This window comes from Mycobacterium sp. 1081908.1 (genome assembly GCF_001673535.1).
GTDB lineage: Bacteria > Actinomycetota > Actinomycetes > Mycobacteriales > Mycobacteriaceae > Mycobacterium.
The window spans coordinates 16,126-35,770 of the sequence record NZ_LZLY01000003.1 but is presented as its reverse complement, the minus strand read 5'-3'; the positions used below and the strand labels follow the sequence as shown (position 1 = coordinate 35,770).

At 68.2% G+C, this 19,645-nt stretch carries 25 protein-coding genes; 13 read left to right on the top strand and 12 right to left on the bottom strand.

The window, feature by feature from the left end; genetic code table 11:
- Nucleotides 1-19: 19 nt before the first annotated feature.
- Nucleotides 20-607, bottom strand: coding sequence for a TetR/AcrR family transcriptional regulator (locus tag A5655_RS00265; protein ID WP_067004337.1), 588 nt, complete (start codon nucleotides 605-607; stop codon nucleotides 20-22).
- Nucleotides 608-699: 92 nt separating this feature from the next.
- Between A5655_RS00265 and A5655_RS00260 the strand changes: the two genes are divergently transcribed.
- The 4 genes from A5655_RS00260 to A5655_RS00245 all read left to right on the top strand — a co-directional run bounded on the left by A5655_RS00260 (nucleotide 700) and on the right by A5655_RS00245 (nucleotide 4,281).
- Nucleotides 700-1,251 (top strand): PaaI family thioesterase, encoded by a 552-nt coding sequence (locus A5655_RS00260; RefSeq protein WP_067004335.1) that lies wholly within the window; start codon nucleotides 700-702, stop codon nucleotides 1,249-1,251.
- A gap of 14 nt (nucleotides 1,252-1,265) precedes the next feature.
- Nucleotides 1,266-2,030 (top strand): SDR family NAD(P)-dependent oxidoreductase, encoded by a 765-nt coding sequence (locus A5655_RS00255; RefSeq protein WP_067004333.1) that lies wholly within the window; start codon nucleotides 1,266-1,268, stop codon nucleotides 2,028-2,030.
- 113 nt (nucleotides 2,031-2,143) lie between these two features.
- Entirely contained in the window at nucleotides 2,144-3,481 is a 1,338-nt protein-coding gene (gene lysA / locus A5655_RS00250) for a diaminopimelate decarboxylase (protein WP_067004331.1), read from the top strand.
- Between the two features lie 11 nt (nucleotides 3,482-3,492).
- A complete protein-coding gene (locus A5655_RS00245; RefSeq protein ID WP_231999030.1) occupies nucleotides 3,493-4,281 on the top strand; it encodes a rhomboid-like protein in 789 nt (262 codons plus the stop codon).
- Between the two features lie 21 nt (nucleotides 4,282-4,302).
- Here the strand turns inward: A5655_RS00245 and A5655_RS00240 are convergent, their stop codons facing one another.
- Together A5655_RS00240 and ligD are read right to left on the bottom strand one after the other, a co-directional pair.
- Nucleotides 4,303-5,310: an ABC transporter ATP-binding protein gene (locus tag A5655_RS00240; RefSeq protein ID WP_067004329.1), complete on the bottom strand. Its 1,008-nt coding sequence runs from the start codon at nucleotides 5,308-5,310 to the stop codon at nucleotides 4,303-4,305.
- Between the two features lie 189 nt (nucleotides 5,311-5,499).
- Nucleotides 5,500-6,537, bottom strand: coding sequence for a non-homologous end-joining DNA ligase (gene ligD / locus A5655_RS00235; protein WP_156764606.1), 1,038 nt, complete (start codon nucleotides 6,535-6,537; stop codon nucleotides 5,500-5,502).
- A gap of 25 nt (nucleotides 6,538-6,562) precedes the next feature.
- Here ligD and A5655_RS00230 point away from each other — a divergent pair, with 25 nt between their 5' ends.
- Entirely contained in the window at nucleotides 6,563-7,645 is a 1,083-nt protein-coding gene (locus A5655_RS00230) for an ATP-dependent DNA ligase (RefSeq protein WP_067004324.1), read from the top strand.
- Here A5655_RS00230 and A5655_RS00225 read toward each other — a convergent pair.
- Nucleotides 7,636-7,980 carry a hypothetical protein gene (locus A5655_RS00225; protein ID WP_067004322.1) on the bottom strand — a complete coding sequence of 115 codons (345 nt, stop codon included), beginning with the start codon at nucleotides 7,978-7,980 and terminating at the stop codon, nucleotides 7,636-7,638. The two genes, A5655_RS00230 and A5655_RS00225, sit on opposite strands and share 10 nt — an antisense overlap.
- Nucleotides 7,981-8,083: 103 nt before the next feature.
- Nucleotides 8,084-8,413 carry a hypothetical protein gene (locus A5655_RS00220; protein ID WP_067004320.1) on the bottom strand — a complete coding sequence of 110 codons (330 nt, stop codon included), beginning with the start codon at nucleotides 8,411-8,413 and terminating at the stop codon, nucleotides 8,084-8,086.
- 119 nt (nucleotides 8,414-8,532) lie between these two features.
- Between A5655_RS00220 and A5655_RS00215 the strand changes: the two genes are divergently transcribed.
- The 3 genes from A5655_RS00215 to A5655_RS27595 all read left to right on the top strand — a co-directional run bounded on the left by A5655_RS00215 (nucleotide 8,533) and on the right by A5655_RS27595 (nucleotide 9,652).
- The gene (locus A5655_RS00215; RefSeq protein ID WP_067004317.1) at nucleotides 8,533-8,982 is read left to right on the top strand and encodes a hypothetical protein; all 450 of its coding nucleotides are present in this window, start codon (nucleotides 8,533-8,535) and stop codon (nucleotides 8,980-8,982) included.
- Between the two features lie 40 nt (nucleotides 8,983-9,022).
- Nucleotides 9,023-9,391 (top strand): hypothetical protein, encoded by a 369-nt coding sequence (locus A5655_RS00210; protein ID WP_067004314.1) that lies wholly within the window; start codon nucleotides 9,023-9,025, stop codon nucleotides 9,389-9,391.
- Between the two features lie 117 nt (nucleotides 9,392-9,508).
- Nucleotides 9,509-9,652 carry a hypothetical protein gene (locus A5655_RS27595; RefSeq protein WP_156764605.1) on the top strand — a complete coding sequence of 48 codons (144 nt, stop codon included), beginning with the start codon at nucleotides 9,509-9,511 and terminating at the stop codon, nucleotides 9,650-9,652.
- 19 nt (nucleotides 9,653-9,671) lie between these two features.
- Here A5655_RS27595 and A5655_RS00205 read toward each other — a convergent pair whose 3' ends face one another.
- From A5655_RS00205 to A5655_RS00175, 7 genes are all read right to left on the bottom strand, one after another.
- Nucleotides 9,672-10,898 (bottom strand): cytochrome P450, encoded by a 1,227-nt coding sequence (locus A5655_RS00205; RefSeq protein ID WP_067004312.1) that lies wholly within the window; start codon nucleotides 10,896-10,898, stop codon nucleotides 9,672-9,674.
- Nucleotides 10,899-10,930: 32 nt separating this feature from the next.
- Nucleotides 10,931-11,836 (bottom strand): haloalkane dehalogenase, encoded by a 906-nt coding sequence (locus A5655_RS00200; RefSeq protein WP_067004310.1) that lies wholly within the window; start codon nucleotides 11,834-11,836, stop codon nucleotides 10,931-10,933.
- A 1-nt stretch (nucleotide 11,837) separates the two neighbouring features.
- Complete coding sequence (locus tag A5655_RS00195) at nucleotides 11,838-12,323, bottom strand: NUDIX domain-containing protein (protein WP_067004307.1); 486 nt, start codon at nucleotides 12,321-12,323, stop codon at nucleotides 11,838-11,840.
- Nucleotides 12,324-12,329: 6 nt separating this feature from the next.
- Nucleotides 12,330-13,688: a wax ester/triacylglycerol synthase family O-acyltransferase gene (locus A5655_RS00190; RefSeq protein WP_067004305.1), complete on the bottom strand. Its 1,359-nt coding sequence runs from the start codon at nucleotides 13,686-13,688 to the stop codon at nucleotides 12,330-12,332.
- Between the two features lie 68 nt (nucleotides 13,689-13,756).
- Entirely contained in the window at nucleotides 13,757-14,137 is a 381-nt protein-coding gene (locus A5655_RS00185; RefSeq protein ID WP_067004303.1) for a DUF1330 domain-containing protein, read from the bottom strand.
- 16 nt (nucleotides 14,138-14,153) lie between these two features.
- Nucleotides 14,154-14,522 (bottom strand): hypothetical protein, encoded by a 369-nt coding sequence (locus tag A5655_RS00180; RefSeq protein WP_231999026.1) that lies wholly within the window; start codon nucleotides 14,520-14,522, stop codon nucleotides 14,154-14,156.
- A gap of 131 nt (nucleotides 14,523-14,653) precedes the next feature.
- Nucleotides 14,654-15,511, bottom strand: coding sequence for an SDR family NAD(P)-dependent oxidoreductase (locus A5655_RS00175; RefSeq protein WP_067004301.1), 858 nt, complete (start codon nucleotides 15,509-15,511; stop codon nucleotides 14,654-14,656).
- Nucleotides 15,512-15,605: 94 nt separating this feature from the next.
- Between A5655_RS00175 and A5655_RS00170 the strand changes: the two genes are divergently transcribed.
- From A5655_RS00170 to A5655_RS00150, 5 genes are read left to right on the top strand one after another with little or no spacing between them, the layout of a single operon-like run.
- Nucleotides 15,606-16,676, top strand: a complete 1,071-nt coding sequence (locus A5655_RS00170; RefSeq protein ID WP_067004299.1) for a dihydrodipicolinate reductase — start codon at nucleotides 15,606-15,608, stop codon at nucleotides 16,674-16,676.
- Nucleotides 16,673-17,167, top strand: a complete 495-nt coding sequence (locus A5655_RS26770) for a VOC family protein (protein WP_255361973.1) — start codon at nucleotides 16,673-16,675, stop codon at nucleotides 17,165-17,167. The genes A5655_RS00170 and A5655_RS26770 overlap by 4 nt, the downstream gene beginning before the upstream one ends.
- Nucleotides 17,164-17,937, top strand: a complete 774-nt coding sequence (locus A5655_RS00160) for an SDR family NAD(P)-dependent oxidoreductase (RefSeq protein ID WP_067004296.1) — start codon at nucleotides 17,164-17,166, stop codon at nucleotides 17,935-17,937. The genes A5655_RS26770 and A5655_RS00160 overlap by 4 nt, the downstream gene beginning before the upstream one ends.
- Complete coding sequence (locus A5655_RS00155) at nucleotides 17,934-18,539, top strand: TetR/AcrR family transcriptional regulator (RefSeq protein ID WP_067004294.1); 606 nt, start codon at nucleotides 17,934-17,936, stop codon at nucleotides 18,537-18,539. Before A5655_RS00160 ends, A5655_RS00155 begins: the two co-directional genes overlap by 4 nt.
- Nucleotides 18,536-19,645 carry a hypothetical protein gene (locus A5655_RS00150; protein ID WP_082978394.1) on the top strand — a complete coding sequence of 370 codons (1,110 nt, stop codon included), beginning with the start codon at nucleotides 18,536-18,538 and terminating at the stop codon, nucleotides 19,643-19,645. Before A5655_RS00155 ends, A5655_RS00150 begins: the two co-directional genes overlap by 4 nt.

Genomic DNA, 19,645 nt, shown 5'->3' with positions numbered 1-19,645 from the left:
CAGCACCGGGAGGAGCTAGTCAAGGGCGCAACGCGGCATCGATCAGGGTGGCGGCGGCGGCCCGGGCGTGGACGACGGGCGCGGTGTCGTTCAGCGACGTCGCCATCGCCGTGGCGCCCTCGAACAGCACGGCCAACTGCTGTCCGATCAGATGCGCATCGGCGACACCTGCCTGCTGCGCCACCGCGATGAGGCGTCGGGTGAACTCCTGCTTGTGCGCCCGCACGATCTCGTCCGCGCTCGGCAGACACCCCGCGGATTCCACGGCCGCGTTGTGAAAGGGGCAGCCCCGCAATACTTCTCGAGGCGGCATTTCGAAGATCGCCAACAGGCGGTCCCGCGGGGACATGGCGGTGTCTTCCAGCCGCCGCTCATTGGGCGAGCCGCCGCGGGCCTCGAAGCCGCGCAGGTAGTTGTCCACGAGGTCGTTCTTGCTGGCGAAGTGCTGATAGAGCGTGCGCTTGGAAACGCTGGCCTCCTGGGCGATCCGTTCGACGCCGGTTGCGTGGATTCCGTTGCGGTAGAAGAGCCGCGCCGCCGCGCGCTCGATGCGTTCGCGGGCCCCCCGCCCGCCGGCCGGACGCGTCTGGGATGTGGCATCGTTCACACTGTCATCGTACACCGAACGGTTTACAGAGCTCGTAAGCAGCGGTAGGTTCGGTTACAAATGTAAACCGATCAGTTTCCGGAGGCGGGGGCATGAAGACTTCAGTCGGCTGGGGCGTGGAACAGTCGCGGGTGGTCACCTGGCGCGACCCGATCACCACGCAGGCCGCGGCCGCGTCGATGTCCGGGCTCGCGTACTGGCGGGCGGTCGCCGACGGGCAGCTGCCGCCCTCACCGATCGCCGAGCTGCTGCGGATGCGCCTCGAGGATGTGCAAAACGGGCGCATCGAGTTCTCCTGCACCCCGGATGCGTCCATGTACAACCCGCTGGGCGTGGTGCACGGCGGCGCCGTGTGCACCCTGCTGGACACCGCAGCCGCCTGCGCGCTGCACACCACGTTGCCCGACGGCATCGGCTACACCTCGGTCGAGATCAAGGTCAACTACCTCAAGGCGGTCACCGTCACCAGCGGCACGCTGACCGCCGTCGGCAGCGTCGTCAAAGCGGGATCGCGGATCGGGTTCGCCGAAGGGGAAGTGACCGACGCGTCGGGCAAGCTCGTCGCGACGGCGACCAGCACCCTGTTGATCTTCGAGTTGCCCAGTGGGCCAAAGCCTCCCAGCACCAACGGAAACCACTCCTGAAAGGACTGCCCGCCATGTCATCCGTTCTGATCACCGGAGCCAGCCGCGGCATCGGCCGCGCCATCGCCACCGAGTTCGCCCGCCGGGGCCATCGCGTCGTGGCCACCGCGCGTGACCCGCGCGCGCTCGCCGACCTCGACGTCAGCGAGCGGCTGGCGCTCGACGTCACCGACGACGCGAGCGTGGCGGCGGCCGTCGCGGCCGCCGGCCGGATCGACGTCCTGATCTCCAATGCCGCCGAGATCGTGTACGCCGCCGTGGAGGCCACCCCGCTGGCCGAGCTGCAGCGCCTGCTCAGCCTCAACACCGTCGGCGCCATCCGGGTGGCCCAGGCGGTCCTGCCGCAGATGCGCGCCCGCGGCGAGGGGAAGCTGATGTTCATGTCCAGCGTCGTCGGCCGCGTCGTGCTGCCACCCGGCGCGGCCTATGCGTCGACGAAATGGGCGCTGGAAGCCTTGGTCGAGGCGCTCGCCATCGAGGTCGCCCCGTTCGGCGTCCAGGCCGCCCTGCTGGAACCCGGCGCGGTGAGCTCCGGCGCCCTCGACGACGTGACCACCTACACGCTGCCCGACGATCCGTACGCCGCGATTCTCGCGGGCGGCGGCGCACGCGCCGGGATGATCACCCCGGAGCAGGTCGCCGCCGAGGTTGCCGACGCCGCCGAGAAACCGCAACTTCCGCTGCGTATCCCTATCGGTGACGCCGCGCGGGCATTGCTGTCGGCCCGTCACGCGGCACCCGACGACGTTCCCTTCGTCCCGGCGGCCTATTTCGCCTAGTCGGACCCCGGGTGACCGGCCCGCCGTGATGGTTCCGTGAAGATTAATCACACGCGTGTGAAAGCTTCGTTAAGAACGCGGCAGACACCGCTTTGCGCCTGCACCTTGGAAGCATGACGCTGTCCGAGCTGCTTGTGTCGCAGCGGCGCGAGGTGAGACCGCACCTCGACCGCGCGATCTGGCCGCTGAGCAGCTCCGTCGACGAAACGGGCCGGTTGTGCATCGGCGGGTTGGCGGTCAGCGAGCTCGCGGCGGAGTTCGGCACGCCGGCCTACGTGCTCGACGAGGAGGACTTCCGGGCCCGCATCCGCGGCTACCGCGCGGCGCTGCCCGGCGTCGAGCTGATCTACGCGGGCAGGGCCCTGCTCAGCGCGGCCGTCGCGGGGTGGGCCGCCGAGGAGGGCGCGGGCGTGGAGGTCTGCTCGGGCGGCGAACTGGCTACCGCCCTGACCGGCGAGGTGCCGCCGTCGAACATCGTGCTCAACGGCACGGCCAAGAGCGCCGGCGAACTCGACGACGCCGTCGCGGCCGGGGTGGGCCGAATCGTGATCGACACCCCGAACGAGATCGCGCTGCTCGCCGGGCGAGTGCGCCGCCGGCAACGGGTGCTGATCCGGGTGATTCCCGACATCGACGCCGTCGACCAGAGATTCGGCTTCTCCCTGGCCGGCGGCCAGGCGGCCGGCGCGGTCAAGCGCCTGCTCGGGGAGCCGTGGCTCGACCTGGTCGGGCTGCACTGCCAATTGGGGTCGCAGCTGGCCGACGCCGCCCTCTACGGTGCGGCGATCCGGCAGATCCTCGCCCTGATGGCCGAGGCCCGCGATCGCCATGGTGTCGTACTGACCGAACTCAGCCTCGGCGGCGGACACGCGGTTCCCTACCGGAGCGGCGAACCCGCCTTCAACCCGCGGGCGTTCGGCACGGTCATCGACGCCGCGCTCCAATCCGCCTGTGCCCAATACGATTATCCCCGACCGCGGATCGTCATCGGGCCGGGCCGCGCGATCGCGGCACGCGCCGGGATGACGCTGTACCGGGTGGTCGCGGTCAAGCGCCGGGCCGACGGGCACACCTTCGTCGCGGTGGACGGCGGGATGAGCGACAACCCGCGGCTGGCTCCGGCCGGTGCGAAATACACCGTGGCACTGGCCAACCGGCACGCATCGGCGGCCACCGCGCCGGTCACGGTGGTGGGCCGGCACTGCGAGGCCGGCGACGAGATCGCCCGCGACGTCGAGCTGCCCGCCGACCTCCACCCCGGCGATCTGCTGGCGGTGGCGTGTACCGGCGCTTACCACTACTCGATGGGATCGAGCTGCAGCGTGGCGGGACGCCCGCCGCTGGTCGCGGTCGCGGGGGGCCGGGCGCGTGAACTGGTGCGCCGCGAGACCACGGCGGACTTGCTCGCCCGGGACCGGGGCTGGTCGGGCCGTTCGGATCGAGGCGAATAGCCGTGGCTACCATGGCTATTCGCGACAACGCCGAGCGTTGGTCCGCCGTGGCCGCGCGGACCGTGTCGGGCGCGGCGTCGGTGCGCATCACCGCGGCATACGCCGTCCTCCTGGTCGCGGTGTCGCTCGTGCTGACCGCGCTCGGTCCGCACGCCCGTGAGGTCGCGGTCAGTCGCATGAGCACCAACCTGCACAATTTGGCCCACGGCCGCCTCACCACGCTCATCGGCAGCGCGTTCGTCGACGACGGCGGCGAGATCTGCGCGTGCCTGCCCGGACTCGTCTGCCTGCTGGCTTTGGGCGAATTGATCTGGCGCGGCCGGGGTTTGATCATCGCGTTCGCGGTCGGTCATATCGGTGCCACGCTGATGGTGGCGGTCGGGCTGGTCGTCGCGGTGGAGGTTGGCTGGCTGCCGTTCTCCATTGCGCGGGCGAGCGACGTGGGCGTCAGCTACGGCGCGGTTTGTGTCCTCGGCGCGCTGACGGCATCCATTCCGTCGCGCTGGCAGCCAGTGTGGATCGGCTGGTGGCTCGGCATCGCGGTGACGGTGGCGATGGGAGCTGATTTCACCGCCGTCGGACATGTCCTGGCCCTGCTGCTCGGCATCGCTTTGTCCTACCGGCTGCCCTCGGCGGCCGCGTGGACGCCGCCGCGAGTCGTTTTGCTGTGCGGCGGCGCCGCTTTCGGATACTTCATGCTGTCGGCGTCGTCGGCGGTGGCAACGGTCGCCGGGTTGGCAGCGGCGCTCATCGGCCTGCTGGTCGGCCGGGTATCGCGGTCGCAGCCGTCGCCCGCATAGCTGTCCGGCGGTCCGGCTCCTCTAGCGCCGCTGTGCGCCAACGGATGCCGTGTCGCCCTCCAGGTCGTCGAGAATGGCCTTTTGGGCCTTGGGGGGCAGCGTGTGCAGTATCTCGCGAACCCGAGCGCGGCGGCGCTCGACGGCCTTGCGCTCCGGCATCCCCGGCGTGGCGACGACCTGGGGCGGGACGCCCTCGACGTCCTCGACACCGCCGGCGTGCTGGCCGGCGTCGACCATGGCCTGCTCCTCGGCCATCGTCGACTCGTCCTTCTCCTCCGACATTCCGATCGGGCCGATGCGACGCCCGTTGAGGAATTGCCCCACCACCGGCTCGTCGCTGGTCAGCAGCACCTCGCGCGGGCCGAACATCACCAGCCTGCGCCGGAACAGCATGCCGATGTTGTCGGGCACCGTGCGGGCGACGTTGATGTTGTGCGTGACGATCAGAATGGTCGCGTCGGTCTGCGCGTTGATGTCGATCAGCAGCTGGCACAGGTAGGCGGTGCGCACCGGGTCCAGACCGGAGTCGGGCTCGTCGCACAGGATGATCTCCGGGTCGAGCACGAGCGAGCGAGCGAGGCCGGCGCGCTTTTTCATGCCCCCGGAGATCTCGCCGGGCATCTTGTGTTCATCGCCGCCCAGCCCCACCAACTGAAGCTTCTCCATGACGATGTCGTGGATCTCGCTTTCCTTCTTCTTGGTGTGCTCGCGCAGCGGGAACGCGGTGTTGTCGTACAGGTTCATCGATCCGAACAGCGCGCCGTCTTGGAACATGACGCCGAATAGGCGGCGGATCTCGTAGAGCTCCTTGGCCGTGCTCGTGATGATGTCCTGGCCGTCGATGACGATCGAGCCGCGCTCCGGCAGCAGGAGCCCGATCAGGGATTTCAAAAACACCGACTTGCCGGTTCCTGACGGACCTATCAGCCCGCTGACCTCACCAGCCGGGATGTCCATCGTGACGTCTTCCCAGACTCGGGACGGCCCGAACGACTTGGCCAGCCCCTTGACCGAAATTCCGATGCCCATGTGTGTTCTCCCTGCGGATTTGCCGGCCACCGCATCAATGGCCGTATGACTGGGGTAGCCGTTTAGTCGCCGCGCAACCGTCCCAGCTCAGAATTCATCGCCGGCGGTGCCGCGGGGGCCGCCGGCGGCGCCTTCGTCGGGGGTCCGGTGCCTCGGCAAAGCCACCGGCGGCGACGGCGGGTCGGGCGGCTAGTCCCCGCGCTTGTTTTTGAGGTCCGTATCCCGGCTCGGCTGAACGCGTTTCGGTTCGCCCGGCATCTTCGGGTAGTTCGGCGGATACGGCATATCACCGAGCCCGCGCTCTTCGTCGGCCGCGGACATCTCCAGCAGGGGCGCGATCGACTGGTGCACGTCGTCGATGGCGGCCCACGGGTCGTCCCGCCGCTTCACGAAGTCGGGCACGGTCGCCATCGTGTAGTCGTCCGGGTCGGCGCCCGCCAATTCGTCCCACGTCAGGGGCGTCGACACCGTCGCGATCGGCGTGCGCCGCACCGAATACGGCGACGCCATGGTGCGATCCCGGGCGTTCTGGTTGAAGTCGATGAAGATGCGCTCGCCGCGCTCCTCCTTCCACCACGACGTGGTCACCGCGTCGGGCGCGCGGCGTTCCACCTCGCGCGCGAGCGCGATGCCGGCCCGGCGCACCTGCACGAAATCCCAGTCGGTGGCGACGCGCAAAAACACGTGCACACCGCGTCCCCCGGACGTCTTTGGGTAGCCGACCAGACCGAGTTCGTCGAGCAGCGGCCGCAGCACCTCGACGGCGACCGACCGCGCCTGCTGAAAACCGGTGCCGGGCTGCGGATCCAGGTCGATGCGCAACTCGTCGGGATGATCGGTGTCCGGGCAGCGCACCTGCCACGGGTGCAGCGTCACCGTGCCCATCTGCGCCGCCCACACGATCGCCGACGGGTGGGTCACCTTCAGCGCGTCGGCGGTGCGACCCGACGGAAAGGTCACCCGGCACGTCTCCAGATAGTCGGGGCGATGCTGCGGCACCCGCTTCTGGTAGATCTCCTCGCCGTCGATGCCGTCCGGGAAGCGCTGCAGATGGGTGGGCCGGTCGCGCAGCGCGGTCAGCATCGGTCCGCCGGCCACGGCCAGGTAGTACTCGACGAGCCGCCGCTTGGTCCCGTTCGACCCCAGCTCAGGGAAGTACACCTTGTCGGGGTTGGTCACCCGCACCGAGACGCCGTCGACGTCGATTTCCTCCGCTGCTACAGCCACATGACGATTCCAGCACAATGACCTCATGCAGTTGCCCGTCATGCCGCCGGTGTCGCCGATGCTGGCCAAGCCGGTGCGATCGATGCCGCCGGACTCGTCATACGAGCCCAAATGGGACGGATTCCGGTCCATCTGCTTCCGCGACGGCGACGAAGTCGAGCTCGGCAGCCGCAACGAGCGGCCGATGACCCGATATTTCCCCGAGCTGGTCGCGGCCGCCAAGGCCGAGCTACCGGAACGCTGCGTGATCGACGGCGAGATCGTCGTCGCCACCGACCACGGCCTGGACTTCGAGGCGCTGCAACAGCGGATCCACCCGGCCGACTCGCGGGTGCGGATGCTCGCCGAGAAGACGCCGGCATCCTTCATCGCGTTCGACTTGCTCGCCCTGGGCGACGATGACTACACCGGGCGCCCGTTCAGCGAGCGGCGCGCGGCCCTCGTCGACGCCCTGGCCGACTCCGGGCCGTCGATCCACGTCACGCCGGCAACCACGGACATGGAAGTCGCCCAACGATGGTTCGAGGAGTTCGAGGGCGCCGGCCTCGACGGGGTCATCGCCAAGCCGCTGGCCATCACCTACCAGCCGGACAAGCGCGTCATGTTCAAGGTCAAGCACGAGCGGACCGCCGACTGCGTGGTCGCCGGCTACCGGGTGCACAAGTCCGGCGGTGACGCGATCGGCTCGCTGCTGCTCGGGCTCTACGCGGACGACGGCCAGCTGGCGTCGGTCGGCGTGATCGGTGCCTTCCCGATGGCCGAACGGCGGCGGCTATTCGCCGAATTGCAACCGCTGGTCACGACTTTCGAGGGCCACCCGTGGAACTGGGCCGCGCACGAGGCCGGTGAGCGGACCCCGCGCAAGAACGAATTCTCGCGCTGGAACGCCGGCAAGGACCTCTCGTTCGTCCCGCTGCGACCCGAGCGGGTTGTCGAGGTCCGCTACGACCACATGGAAGGTCCGCGGTTCCGCCACACCGCCCAGTTCAGCCGGTGGCGACCCGACCGCGACCCGCGCTCGTGCACCTACGCGCAACTCGAACAACCGGTCACCTTCAGCCTGCGCGACATCGTGCCTGGCCTGGGGCCGGCCACGGATCACGCGTGAGGGCAGAACATTCCGAGGATCTGCTGGCAGTTGTCCTTGTTGATCAGGCCCGGCGGCGCCGGCGGGGGAGGCGGCGGTGGATTGTCTCCGTCCCAGATGTTTTGGGCGACGTTCCCCTGCCCGAAGTAGACGTAGTAGTACGTGTGGCAGATGTTGTTGTCCCAGATCACCGGGTTGGTGACGTGATTGCCGGTCGGCGGCAGCGGTTCGCCAGGGCACCAGCGGTGCGGGCCGCCATCTGCGTGCGCCGTGGCGGCTGTCAGACCCAAACCGGCCATTCCCATCGCGCCGGCGACGAACGCGGTCGTCGTCCACCGCACGATTCGCCGGGTCATAGAGCGGACGTTGCTCATGATTGTCCTTTCCGTTGGTCGTTGGAGCGACTACACAGGGCCTGCTCGGCTACCGGTCCCAAGTTCAAGGCGCCGAGCAGCGCCGCTAGGGACACATGAACGCGATCGGTGGACACCCTCGCGGTGTGATCGCTTCCGGCGGCGGGTTGTCGCCGTCCCAAATGGACATGGGCCGGCCTTGGCTGGTCACGTTCCCCATCCCGTAATTGGTGGGGTACCAGGTGTGGCAGACGTTCCAATCCCAGTCGATCAAGTCGTTGACCACATAGGGCATGTTCTTGGGGTTTCCCGGGCACCAGCGGTGTGGACCATCGGCGTGGGCGATGCCCTCGCCCAGCCCGAGTCCGGCCGCCGCCAGCCCTCCCGAAAGCAACGCGCCGGCAAGGATCGATTTCCGGGTCCGGGTGTTACCCATGGTGGCTCCTTTCGCCTGTCGGCCGTAAGCTAACGTCGGCCACTTGCGAAATTCTTGCGACTGTCGCGTCGAATTGGAATCCCCGAATTCGGCTGCCGGACACCCACTAGGCTGTCGTGATGCTCAATATCGCCGCGCTGTTCGTGGCCGGTACCGCCACGCTCGACGAGACGGGCGCGATCTATGCCACCCGCGTACCCACGACGGGCTTTCAGGTCGCGCAGATCCCTTTGACGGCAAAGGTTCCGGTCGTCCTGGTGGTGCACGCACGCTGCGGCGGGGACTACGACGCGGAACTACATGTCGTATGCAAAGATCCGACGGGGACGCCGCGCGGCAGCCTCCAGGGTTCTTGGCACTGGCCGGACGAGGCCGATAAACCGTCCAAGTACCGGTGCTTTACCCAAGACCTCGTCATCTCCGTCGAGGCGGAAGGCGAGTACACAATCGGCGCCTATTACGACCCGCACGGCAAAATCGAGATGGCGACACCAATACCGATTTCGATTTCCTTGGTCGCGGCAAGTCCGGTCGGCGATTCCGGGGACGGCACCAACGCCGAGGGCTAAACGGCGTTTATCCGGGCCCGGGAGCGGGCACGCGAAAAAGATGTCAGTAACAGCATTTAAGGACCTTCCGCTGGCCGATCGCGACCGCAAGTGGGACGGCGACGCCGCCGAAAAGCGGGTGCGCAAGTGGGCCGGCGCGGAGGACAAGCCGAACCAGAAATACCGGGACGCCCACATCTGGTACGACAGCGACAAGAAGGACAACTTCACCGCCTACAAGCTGCTGTTCGCCGACGTGATCGGCGGCAAACTCAAGGCGGTTCCGCGGGGAGTGATGATCGCGGGCGCGATCATGGACGGTGCGCGTGGCGGCATCGACCTGCCAAAGGCCGACATCGACCGCGTCAGAAGCCACCTGGCGAAGTACTACCAAAAGATGGACGAGACCGCGCCGTGGGAGCGCGGCTGAACTCACCGGCCCCGACGGTTGCCGGTGAGCAGGTCGTAGCACGTAGATCATCGCGGGCAGCGTTGCCGCAACAGCACTTTCGTACGGTGATGCCATGTTACGACGAGAAGCACGACGATGACCTGGTACTGCTGGGCGACCCAACTGATCATGGTCATTGCCCTTACCGCACGCCAGCTGAGATCGCACGGGACGGAAAGCGACCGGTCGGCGGACCACCGCGGGATCAACGACGAGATCTACCGCCAGCGCATCATGTGAACTTTCGCCCCGGCGGGGACTAGACGGAGACCGTCAGCTGCGACAGACCGCGCAGGGTGACGTTCGCCTTGTATTGCGGCTCGCCTGCCAGTCGGGCGTCCGGGAAGCGGGCGGTTACCGCCGACAGGGCCGCGCCGGCCTCCAGCCGCGCCAGCGGCGCGCCCAGGCAGTAGTGAATCCCGCGGCCAAACCCCAAGTGCCGCACGGTCCCTCGATCCGGGTCGAAGGTGTCGGGCCGGTCGAACTCGGCGGGATCACGCTGGGCCGCGCCCAGCAGGACCATCATGATGTCGCCCGCCGGCACGTCGACCCCCCCGATCGTCATGTCCGCGAGGGCGACTCGCCCGGCCAGTTGCACCGGCGGGTCGTAGCGAAGCGTCTCCTCCACGATCGCCGGCGCCCGGCCGGGGTCGGCGCCCAGCGCAGCCCAATGAACGGGGTTGCGCAGCATGGCCAGGACGGCATTCCCGATCAGGTTCACCGTGGTCTCGTGTCCGGCGATCAGCAGCAGATTGCAGGTCGAGACGATCTCCTCCTCGGTCAGCTGATCGCCCGACTCCTCCACCGCGATCAGGCCCGACAGCAGGTCCTCGCCGGGCTGGGAACGGCGCCGGTCGACCAACTCGTGGAGGTATCCGCGCAGCCACTTCGCCGCCTGCATCCGCTCGTTCATCACCTCCGGCGGCACGCCCGTGATCGTCGAGAACGGGTCCAGCGCCTGTGCCAGCACGGCCGACGCCCAGCTGAATTGCGGCTCGTCGTCCAGCGGCACGCCGAGCAGCCGGCAGATCACCGCCACCGGCAGCGGGTAGGCGAAATCCTCGACGACGTCGAACTCGCCCTTGCCGGCAATCCGGTCGAGCAGCCCACCCACCAGCGCGCTGATTTCGGGCTGCAACGCGTTCACCACTTTCGGCGAGAACGCCTTGGCGACCAGCTTGCGCAGCCGGGTGTGGTCGGGGGGATCGAGGAACAAGAAGCCCGGGGGGAACGTCCGGGGCTGCACCACGCCCTCCTCGAGCTGACGCTTGGTCACCGTCGAGTTCGCGTTGCTGCTGCTGGACGACGGGTGCCGCAAAACCTCGTCGCACTCCCGGTAAGCCGAGAAGACGACCAGCGTCGTCTCCGGCACGACGATCGGTCCGTGGTCACGAAACTGCGCAAACAGCCGATACGGGTCGGCGCGGTTGGCGGGGTCGAGCAGCTGCAGCAGCAGCCCTTGCGATTCGGCCTGGGCGGTCGTCATGCCCACATTCTGCCCGCACCGCGCGGAGGGGCTCAGCGGCGCAGGAACTCCACGATGCAGTTGGCCAAGTCTTCCCCGGCGTCCTCCTGCAGAAAGTGGCCGGCGCCGCGAATCGTCGGATGCTCGATGCCCTGCGCGCCGCGCATCTCGCGCTGGAAGATCGCGGCCATCGGCCCGGTGATGGGATCGCCGTCGCTGAACGCGACCAGCATGGGCGTAGGGCTGACGGACAGCTTGGCCCACGCCGCCCTGTTGGCTTCGGCCGCGGGATCGTCCGGTGTCGTCGGCACCAGGCCGGGCATCGCGCGCGGCCCGGCGCAATAACTGTCGTCCGGGAACGGCGCGTCGTAGCCCGCCCGCTCCTCGCCGCTCATCTGCTCGCGACAGCCGCCCTGCACGAACCAGCCGATGTTCAGGTTCGGAGCGATGGCGATGGCCCTTCGGAAGCGCCACCAGTCGTCGGCCATCGGCTGCTCGCCGTTCGGCAGCCCGGTGTTGGCGACGACCAGGCGGGCGAACCGTTCGGGGTGCTCTGCGGCCAGCCGCAGGCCGATCAACCCGCCCCAATCCTGGCCGACCAGGGTCACGTCGCGCAGGTCGAGGACGTCGAAGGCGACCGCCCGCATCCATTCGACGTGGCGCGCGTAGCTGTGGTCCTCGGGGCGGGTCGGCTTGTCCGAACGGCCGAACCCGACCAGGTCGGGGCAGATGACGCGATGCCCGGCGGCAGCCAGGATCGGAATCATCTTGCGGTACAGGTACGACCACGACGGCTCGCCGTGCAGCATGAGAACCGGATCGGCGCCTCGCGGGCCGTCCTCCACCCAGGCGACCCGCAGCGTTCCGCCGTCGCCGTCGGCGACCTCGCAATAGCTTGGGGCATAGGGAAAGCCGGGCAGGTCGTCGAACCGCTCGTCGGGTGTGCGCAGTGTCTGCATGTCAGTCCCCCTCCGTTAGGCCCGTCACTGCCGGATGCGCCATCAAGCGATCGAGAAACGGGCGCTGCCCCTTGAGCAGCTTCGCACGCGCCTGCGCCACAGCAAACCAGCCGACCCGGTCGACCTCGGGGAACTCCCGCATCCGGCCCGAGCCCTTGGGCCACTCGATCTGGAAGGTGTTGCTGTGCGCGTCGGTGACGTCGAGATCGGCCCCGACGGCGAAGGCGGTCACCACCTTGCCGCTGGGTTGTTTCAGCGGGCCGAAGTCGAGTCGCGGTCCGGCCGGCACCGGCAGCCCGAGCTCCTCGGAAAACTCGCGCTGCGCGACCGTCCAGGGGTCCTCGCCTTCGGTGTACTCACCCTTGGGTATCGACCAGGCACCCTCGTCTTTGCGGGCCCAAAACGGGCCACCCGGATGCGCGATCAGGACCTCGACGACGCCGTCTCGCGCCCGGTACAGGAGCACGCCGGCACTGAGCGTGGGCATGGACGGTCAGACCCCGACGGCGCGTTCCAGATCCTTCAGTGACGACTCCAAGTGCGCGAGTAGGTGCTGCAGGTGCGGAACGCTGCGACGGCATCCGACCAGACCGAAATCGAGGTTGCCCGCGTTGTTCACCAGGGTGATGTTCAGCGCTTGTCCCTCCGGGAGCGCCGACAATGGGTAGCTGCCGTCCAGTCGGGCGCCCCCGTAGTACATCGGCTCGGCAGGTCCCGGCACGTTCGAGATGACGAGGTTGAACGGTGGTGGAGTTGACGAGATGAGGCCCGGGATAAGCGCCAGCGTCAGCGGTGCCATGTAGAGGGCCGATAACGCCAGCACCTGCATTCGTGGAAGTTCGGCCAAGATTTTCTTGTTGCCGCGCATCGACCCGCTAATCGCCTGTATCCGCTCCGCGGGGTCCTCGATGTCGGTGGCCAGGTTGCACAGGATGCTGCCGACCATGTTGCCGCCGGCGTCGGCCTCTTCCTTCGAGCGCAGGCTCACCGGAACCATCGCGATCAGCGGTGCGTCCGGCAGCGCATTCTGTTCGATCAGGTAGTAGCGCAGCGCGCCCGAACACATGGCCAAGACGGCGTCGTTGAAGCTCACGCCGGCGGCCCTCTTGACGCTCAAGATGCGATCGGCCGGCCAGGACTGGGCGGCGCAGCGGCGCGCGCCCCCTATCTTGACGTTGAGCATCGTGTGCGGGGCCGCCATCGGCAGGCTCAACTGTTGCTCGAAGAGAGCCGCACGGGCCAGCTTCACCGTTGAAGGGGCAAGTGCCGCAACGGATCCCGCCGCATTGACCAGCGTGCTCAGCGGGGACGAGCCGCCCGACTTGGGGCGCGGTCGCCGCGGCAGGCTCCACATCGCCCGCACCTCGCGGTCGTCCGGGTCGAGCGACAGCGTGCGCTGCATCAGCTTCATCGCGGAGATGCCGTCGATCAGCGCGTGATGCATCTTGCTGTACAGGGCGAACCGGCCGTCGTCGAGCCCCTCCACCACATAGAGCTCCCAGAGCGGGCGGTGGCGATCGAGCAGGCTGGTATGCAGCCTCGAGGCCAGCTCGAGCAGTTCGCGGACGCGCCTGGGCGATGCCAGCGCCGAGCGCCGGACGTGGTAGTCGACGTCGACCTCGTCATCGACGGCCCACGCCATGGGGGTGATTCCGCCCATCACCGTCGCGGGGTGCTTGCGGAAGGTGGGCTGGAATTCGTCGTTGGCGATCAGGGCGTCGGTGAACTCACGGACGAACTCCGGGCCGGCGTCCTCCGGTGGCTTGAACAACGACAGGCCACCCACGTGCATCGGGTGCTCGCGCGTTTCCGCGAACAGAAATACGCCGTCGGCGGGCGCCATCATTTCCATCCACCCATTAGACCCCCAACGGCGCAGTAAGCAAGGCCTTGCCGTGAGCGCCGCATCCCCGTCCTCGGTTAGGCGACCGACCACGCCGAGGTGGCGATGAGGTCGCCGCGCTCCAGCCCGGCCGCGCGATGCTCGTGCACTTGTGCGTACTCCGGCGTGGTCACCATGTCGATGAATGCCTGCGGCGTCGGGTATTCGACGATGAGAATCGCGTCCCACCAAGGTCGTTCGCCGTCACCGATGACGACGGTCGGTGCCGCGCCGGCGTATCGGAGGGTGGCACCGACGCGTTGCAGGTGCGGCGCGACCTCTTGCCCGTATTGCAGATACGATTCGAGGCCGCCCGCGGTCTTGAACTTCAACAGGTTGACCATCACGACGGGTTCGTCGACGGGCCGCGCCGCCAGTGCCGCGAACTGATCGGGGGTGGGTTCCAGCGAGTTGCTCATCTGAATCTCCTTGCAGCTAGCCGGCGGGCGTGATCCCCGCGTTGGAGATGGAAAAGCCACGACCGGACGTCACCTTGCACGTGACGCCGCTGGCTTCCGACCGACAGCTGAAGGGGCCGAGCGTGGCGGTTTGGCCGTAGGCCAGGGTGGGCGTGCCCTGTCCCGCGTTGCCGAGGCACGACTCGCCGGTGCAGCTCTTGAACGTCCCGTCGGTGGACAGGTGCACGGACTGCGGCGGCGAGTTCGACTGGCAGTACGTTTCGTCGGGCATGCCGGCCGCGCGTTGATAGTCCATCTCGCAGCCGATGTTGCGGGACGGCGACAGGAAGGAACACCACGTCTGGCTACAGACCGGATTGTCGGCCGTGGCCCGGGGCGCACCCACGCACCCAATTACAGCGATTCCGAGTGCGGCCCCCAGTGCGGCAGCGACTGTCCGATGCACCATGCCTCCCCAGCCGAACCATTGGCGTGTCCGGAAAGTAGCAGATCTACGCCGGTCGAGGGAGGCGATTTCTACAGCAGGTCGGTGATGGTCTTCAGGCCCGCGTCGTAGAGCACGCCGGGCAGCATGCCGCCGTCGCATTCGATGGTGGTGCCGTTGACGAAGTCCGCGTCCCCGCCGGACAGGAACACACAGACGCGGCCCACCTCCGCGGGTTCTCCCGCGCGGCGCAACGGCACGGCGGCGAAGTACTTTTCGCCGGTCGGATCGTCCTTGGGCAACACGAACGACCGGAAGTTCTCGGTCATCGTGGGGCCCAGCGCGACGCAGTTGACCCGGACCTTCGGCCCCCACTCCTCGGCCAGCGACCGGGTGAGGTGGTTCAGCCCGCTCTTGGCCGCCCCATAGGAGACCAGGGTCGGAGATCCGGCCGGGTGCCCCGCGCCGCTGGAGATGTTGATGATGCAACCCACACCGTCCTGGGTGCGCATCTGCCGGTAGGCGCGGACCGCGAACCAGAGCGGGCTGATGAGGTTCATCTGCACCGCGAACGCGTGAAACAGCGCCGTGCGCTCGTACTCGTCGTCGCTGCCCGGCGCGCCCTGAATGCGTGAAACGAGTTCGGGAATGCTTTCGGCGTGCGGCGCCGGCACCGTGCCGCCGGCGTTGTTCACCAGGATGTCGAGGCGCCCGTGGGCGGCCACGACATCGGCGATGAACGAGTCGATCGAGCGGTAATCGCCTTGATCGCACACCTTTTGGGAAGCGCGGGGCGCCCAGTCGGCCTCGATGCCCGGGATGGTGTCCAGGGGCGAGCGGGAGCAGCCGACCACCGTGGCACCGGCACGCAGCAATTCGTGCGCGATGCCGACGCCCACTCCGCGGCTGGTCCCGGTGACGATCGCGATCTTGCCGTCGAGTACGCCCATCGCCAGCCTTCCCATGCATCATTGACAGTGACTGTCAGCGGGTCATACTGTGCCATTTCAATCGACGGCGTGTAAAGCACTCGGGAGGTCACATATGGGCATTCGTGTCATCCAATGGGCGACCGGGGGTGTCGGCAAGGCCGCCATCGCGTGCGTGGTGAATCATCCGCAGCTCGAACTCGTCGGGTGCTGGGTGCACAGCGCCGGCAAGGACGGCGTCGACGTGGGGGAAATCATCGGAGGCCCGCCCCTGGGTGTCGCGGCCACCACCAGCGCCGACGACGTGCTGGCCCTCGACGCGGATTGCGTCGTCTACAGCCCCCTGATCCCCAACGACGACGAGGTCATCGCGATCCTGCGGTCCGGCAAGAACGTGGTGACCCCGGTCGGCTGGGTCTACCCCGACCCGGGCAACCCCCGACACAAAGCCGTCGCCGACGCCGCGCTCGAAAGCGGTGTGACCCTGCACGGTTCGGGAATCCACCCCGGCGGAATCACCGAGCGATTCCCGCTGATGCTGTCCTCGCTGTCCTCGGCGGTCACGCACGTCCGCGCCGAGGAGTTCTCCGACATCCGCACCTACAACGCCCCGGACGTCGTGCGCCACATCATGGGATTCGGTGGCACGCCCGAGGAGGCGATGCAGGGGCCCATGGCCGGGCTGCTCGAGGCGGGATTCAAACAGTCGGTGCGAATGGTGGCCGAACACCTGGGATTTCGGATCGAGCCGAACATCAGGACCATCCAGGACGTCGCGGTGGCGACCTCCGACATCGACTACGCGCCGTTCCCGCTCACCGCGGGAACGGTGGCCGCGCGCCGGTTCCGCTGGCAGGCCCTCGTCGACGGCGAACCGGTCATCACCGCCGCGGTCAACTGGCTGATGGGCGAGGAAAACCTCGATCCGGCATGGGATTTCGGCGGGCGCGGCGAACGCTTCGAGGTCGAGATCACCGGCGACCCCAGCGTGAGCCTCACCTTCAAGGGACTGCAACCGGAGACGATCGCCGAAGGACTGGTGAAGAATCCAGGCGTCGTGGCCACCGCCAACCACTGCGTCAACGCCATCCCCGACGTCTGCGCCGCCGAGCCGGGCATCAAAACCTACCTGGACCTGCCGCTGTTCGCCGGGCGCCCCGCGCCCAATCTCGCGGGAACGCCGTGACCACCCTCAGCGACGTGTCGTTCTGTCACCTGGTCATCGGCGTGACCGACATGGACCGCGCGCTGGCGTTCTACCGCGACGCGCTCGGCATGGACGTCGTCTTCGAAACCCTGATCTCCGGCGAGCCCTTCGACGCGGCGCTGCACGCGAGGCGAAAGCAGGAGGGCCGGGTGGTGGGCGGCCTGCTGGGCGGGCTGATGGTCGAGCTGCTCTCGCTCGGCACCAAACCCGACACCGAGAAACAGCGGCGCGGCGTCACCGGCATCCACAACGTGTCGCTGCGGGTTCCAGACCTCGACGACGCTAACCGCCGCATCGCCGCCGCCGGCTACCCGCCCGACCAGGAGCCGTTCGAAATAGGCGGGGTGCGAATGTTTTTCGTCAAGGACCCGGACGGGACACCGGTCGAGTTCATCGAGCTGCCCGACGGCGCGCGCAGCACCTACGAGATGCACCGCGGCGTGCCGCTCCAGTTAGGGCCGGCGCGATGAGTTACTGGCACCCCGACTCGATGCGCGGCCACGTCGCGATCGTCACCGGCGCCGCGCAAGGCGTCGGCAAGGGCATCGCCGCCGCCCTGCTGGAACGCGGCGCGTCGGTGCTGCTGGTCGACATCCAGGACGAGGTCCTGGACGCGACGGCCGCCGAGCTCAAGGAGATCGGGCGCGTCGAGCAGCTCGTCGCCGACTTGCGGGACCCGGCGAGCGCGCAGCGGTCGGTGGCGGCCGCGGTCGACGCCTTCGGCACCGTGCACGGCCTGGTGAACAACGCCATCGCCACCAACGAGCCCAAGCGATTCGTCGACATCACCACCGAAGACCTGGCGCTCGGGTACGACGTCGGGCCGCGCGCCACCTTCCTGCTGATGCAGGCCGTGTATCCGCTGATGGTCGAGGCGGGCGGCGGCTCGATCGTCAACCTGGGCTCGGGCACCGGCACCGGCGGCGAACCCAAGTGGGGCGGTTATGCCGCCGCCAAGGAGGGCATCCGCGGGCTGTCGAAGGTCGCCGCGCTGGAGTGGGGGCGGGACAACATCCGCGTCAACGTCATCTGCCCGTTCGCCGAGTCCGACGGTGTCAAGGCGTGGAAGCAGTTCGCGCCCAACGACTATGCCAAGGCGGTGGGGCGAGTCCCGATGAAGCGCATCGGCGACGTCCGCACCGACGTGGGCGCGCTGGTGGCGTTCCTGCTCGGCACCGACGCGACGTTCATCACCGGTCAGACGATCCAAGTCGACGGCGGGATCGGCAGCTTCCGGTGAGCCAGTCGTTGCGGGAACGGCAGCGCGCCCAGATTCGGGCCGACATCAGGCGCGCGGCGTTCCGGCTGTTCATCGAGCGCGGCTACGACGCCGTGACGACGGAGGAAATCGCCTCGGCCGCGGGCCTTTCGCCGCGCACCTTCTTCCGGCACGTGCCGACCAAAGAGGAACTGCTACTGGCACCGCTGCGCCATGGCGGCGCCGCCATCGTCGATTTGCTCGAACAGCGGCCCGCCACCGAATCCCCCGACGTCGCGTTGGTCAACGCGATCGTCATCCGCACCCGGTCGTTCGACCCGGCCGACTGCGAAGAGTGGCGCGAGGCGCTGCTGGTGGCGCCCGGTCTGCTGGACAAGGTCACGCTGCACACGCCGGCGGACAAGGCGCGGGCGACGAAGCTGATCGGGGAACGAATGGGCGCCAACCCCGAGACCGACATCCGGCCCGGACTGCTGGTCCAACTGGGCTTCGCCGCAGGCGATTTCGCGTTCCAGCAGTGGGTGCGCCAGTCGACCAAGAAGCCGCGCCCGCTCGACCGCTACGTCACCGACGCTGTCGAGGCCATCAAAAGTCCGCACTGGAAGAGAAAGCCGAAATCGTGAACGACACGTACAAGGTCGCGGTCTGGGCCACCGGCGGGGTGGGGAAGTACGCGATCCGAACCATCACCGACCGCCCCAACCTCGACCTCGTCGGGGTGTGGGTGCACTCGGACAACAAGAACGGCAAGGACGCCGGCGAGCTCGCGGGCATCGACCCGTTGGGCGTCGCCGCCACCCGGGACGAGTCGGAAATCCTCGGCGGCGACGCGGACTGCGTCGTCTACGCGGCGCCCGCGCCGCCACGGATGAAGGAAGCCATCGGCGACCTGTGCCGGATCCTGTCCGCCGGGAAGAATGTCGTCACGACCGCGATACCGGGGTTGGTCTACCCGCGGGGGTCGCTGCCCGCCAAGGTGACCGACGCGATCCGCGGGGCGGCCGAAGCCGGTGGCAGTTCGTTGTTCTCGAGCGGCATCGAGCCGGGATTCGGCGCCGACCTGTTCCCCATCGCGCTGATGTCGATGTCACACAAGGTGTACTCGGTGCGCGGCATCGAAATCACCAACTACTCCGAATACCCGGCCGAATACGACATGCGCGAACTGTTCGGCTTCGGCCAGCCCCTCGACTACCAGGGCGGGCTGATGCTGCCCGGCGTGCTGCGCTGGGGCTGGGGCGCCGCCGTCACCATGGTCGCCGAGGCGCTGGGGGTGGAACTCGACGACATCCGGGAGACGTGCGAGTTCTTGCCCACACCGCGCGAAATCCCCACCGCCTTCGGGCTTGTGGCGGCGGGAACGGTCGGCGCCACCCGGGCTCGTTGCATCGGCGTCGTCGACGGCGTCGACGTCATCACCATCGAGCACGTCGACCGCATCGCCGACGACCTGGCCCCGGACTGGCCGAAGGGCCGGACCGGCGGAACCGACGGCATCTGGCGCGTCGTCATCGACGGTGAACCGAGCTTCGACGCCGAATTCGAGGTGGGGCATCGGCCCGGCGACAGCCACAACGATCACGGGCTGCTGGCCACCGGCATGCGCGCGGTCAACGCCATCCCCTGGGTCTGCGCCGCGGAGCCCGGAATCGTTGACGCGCTGCACATTCCGTTGACCTCGCCGGTTGGAGCGCTGCACCCGCACCGCGACGGGATCTCCGCCTTCTAG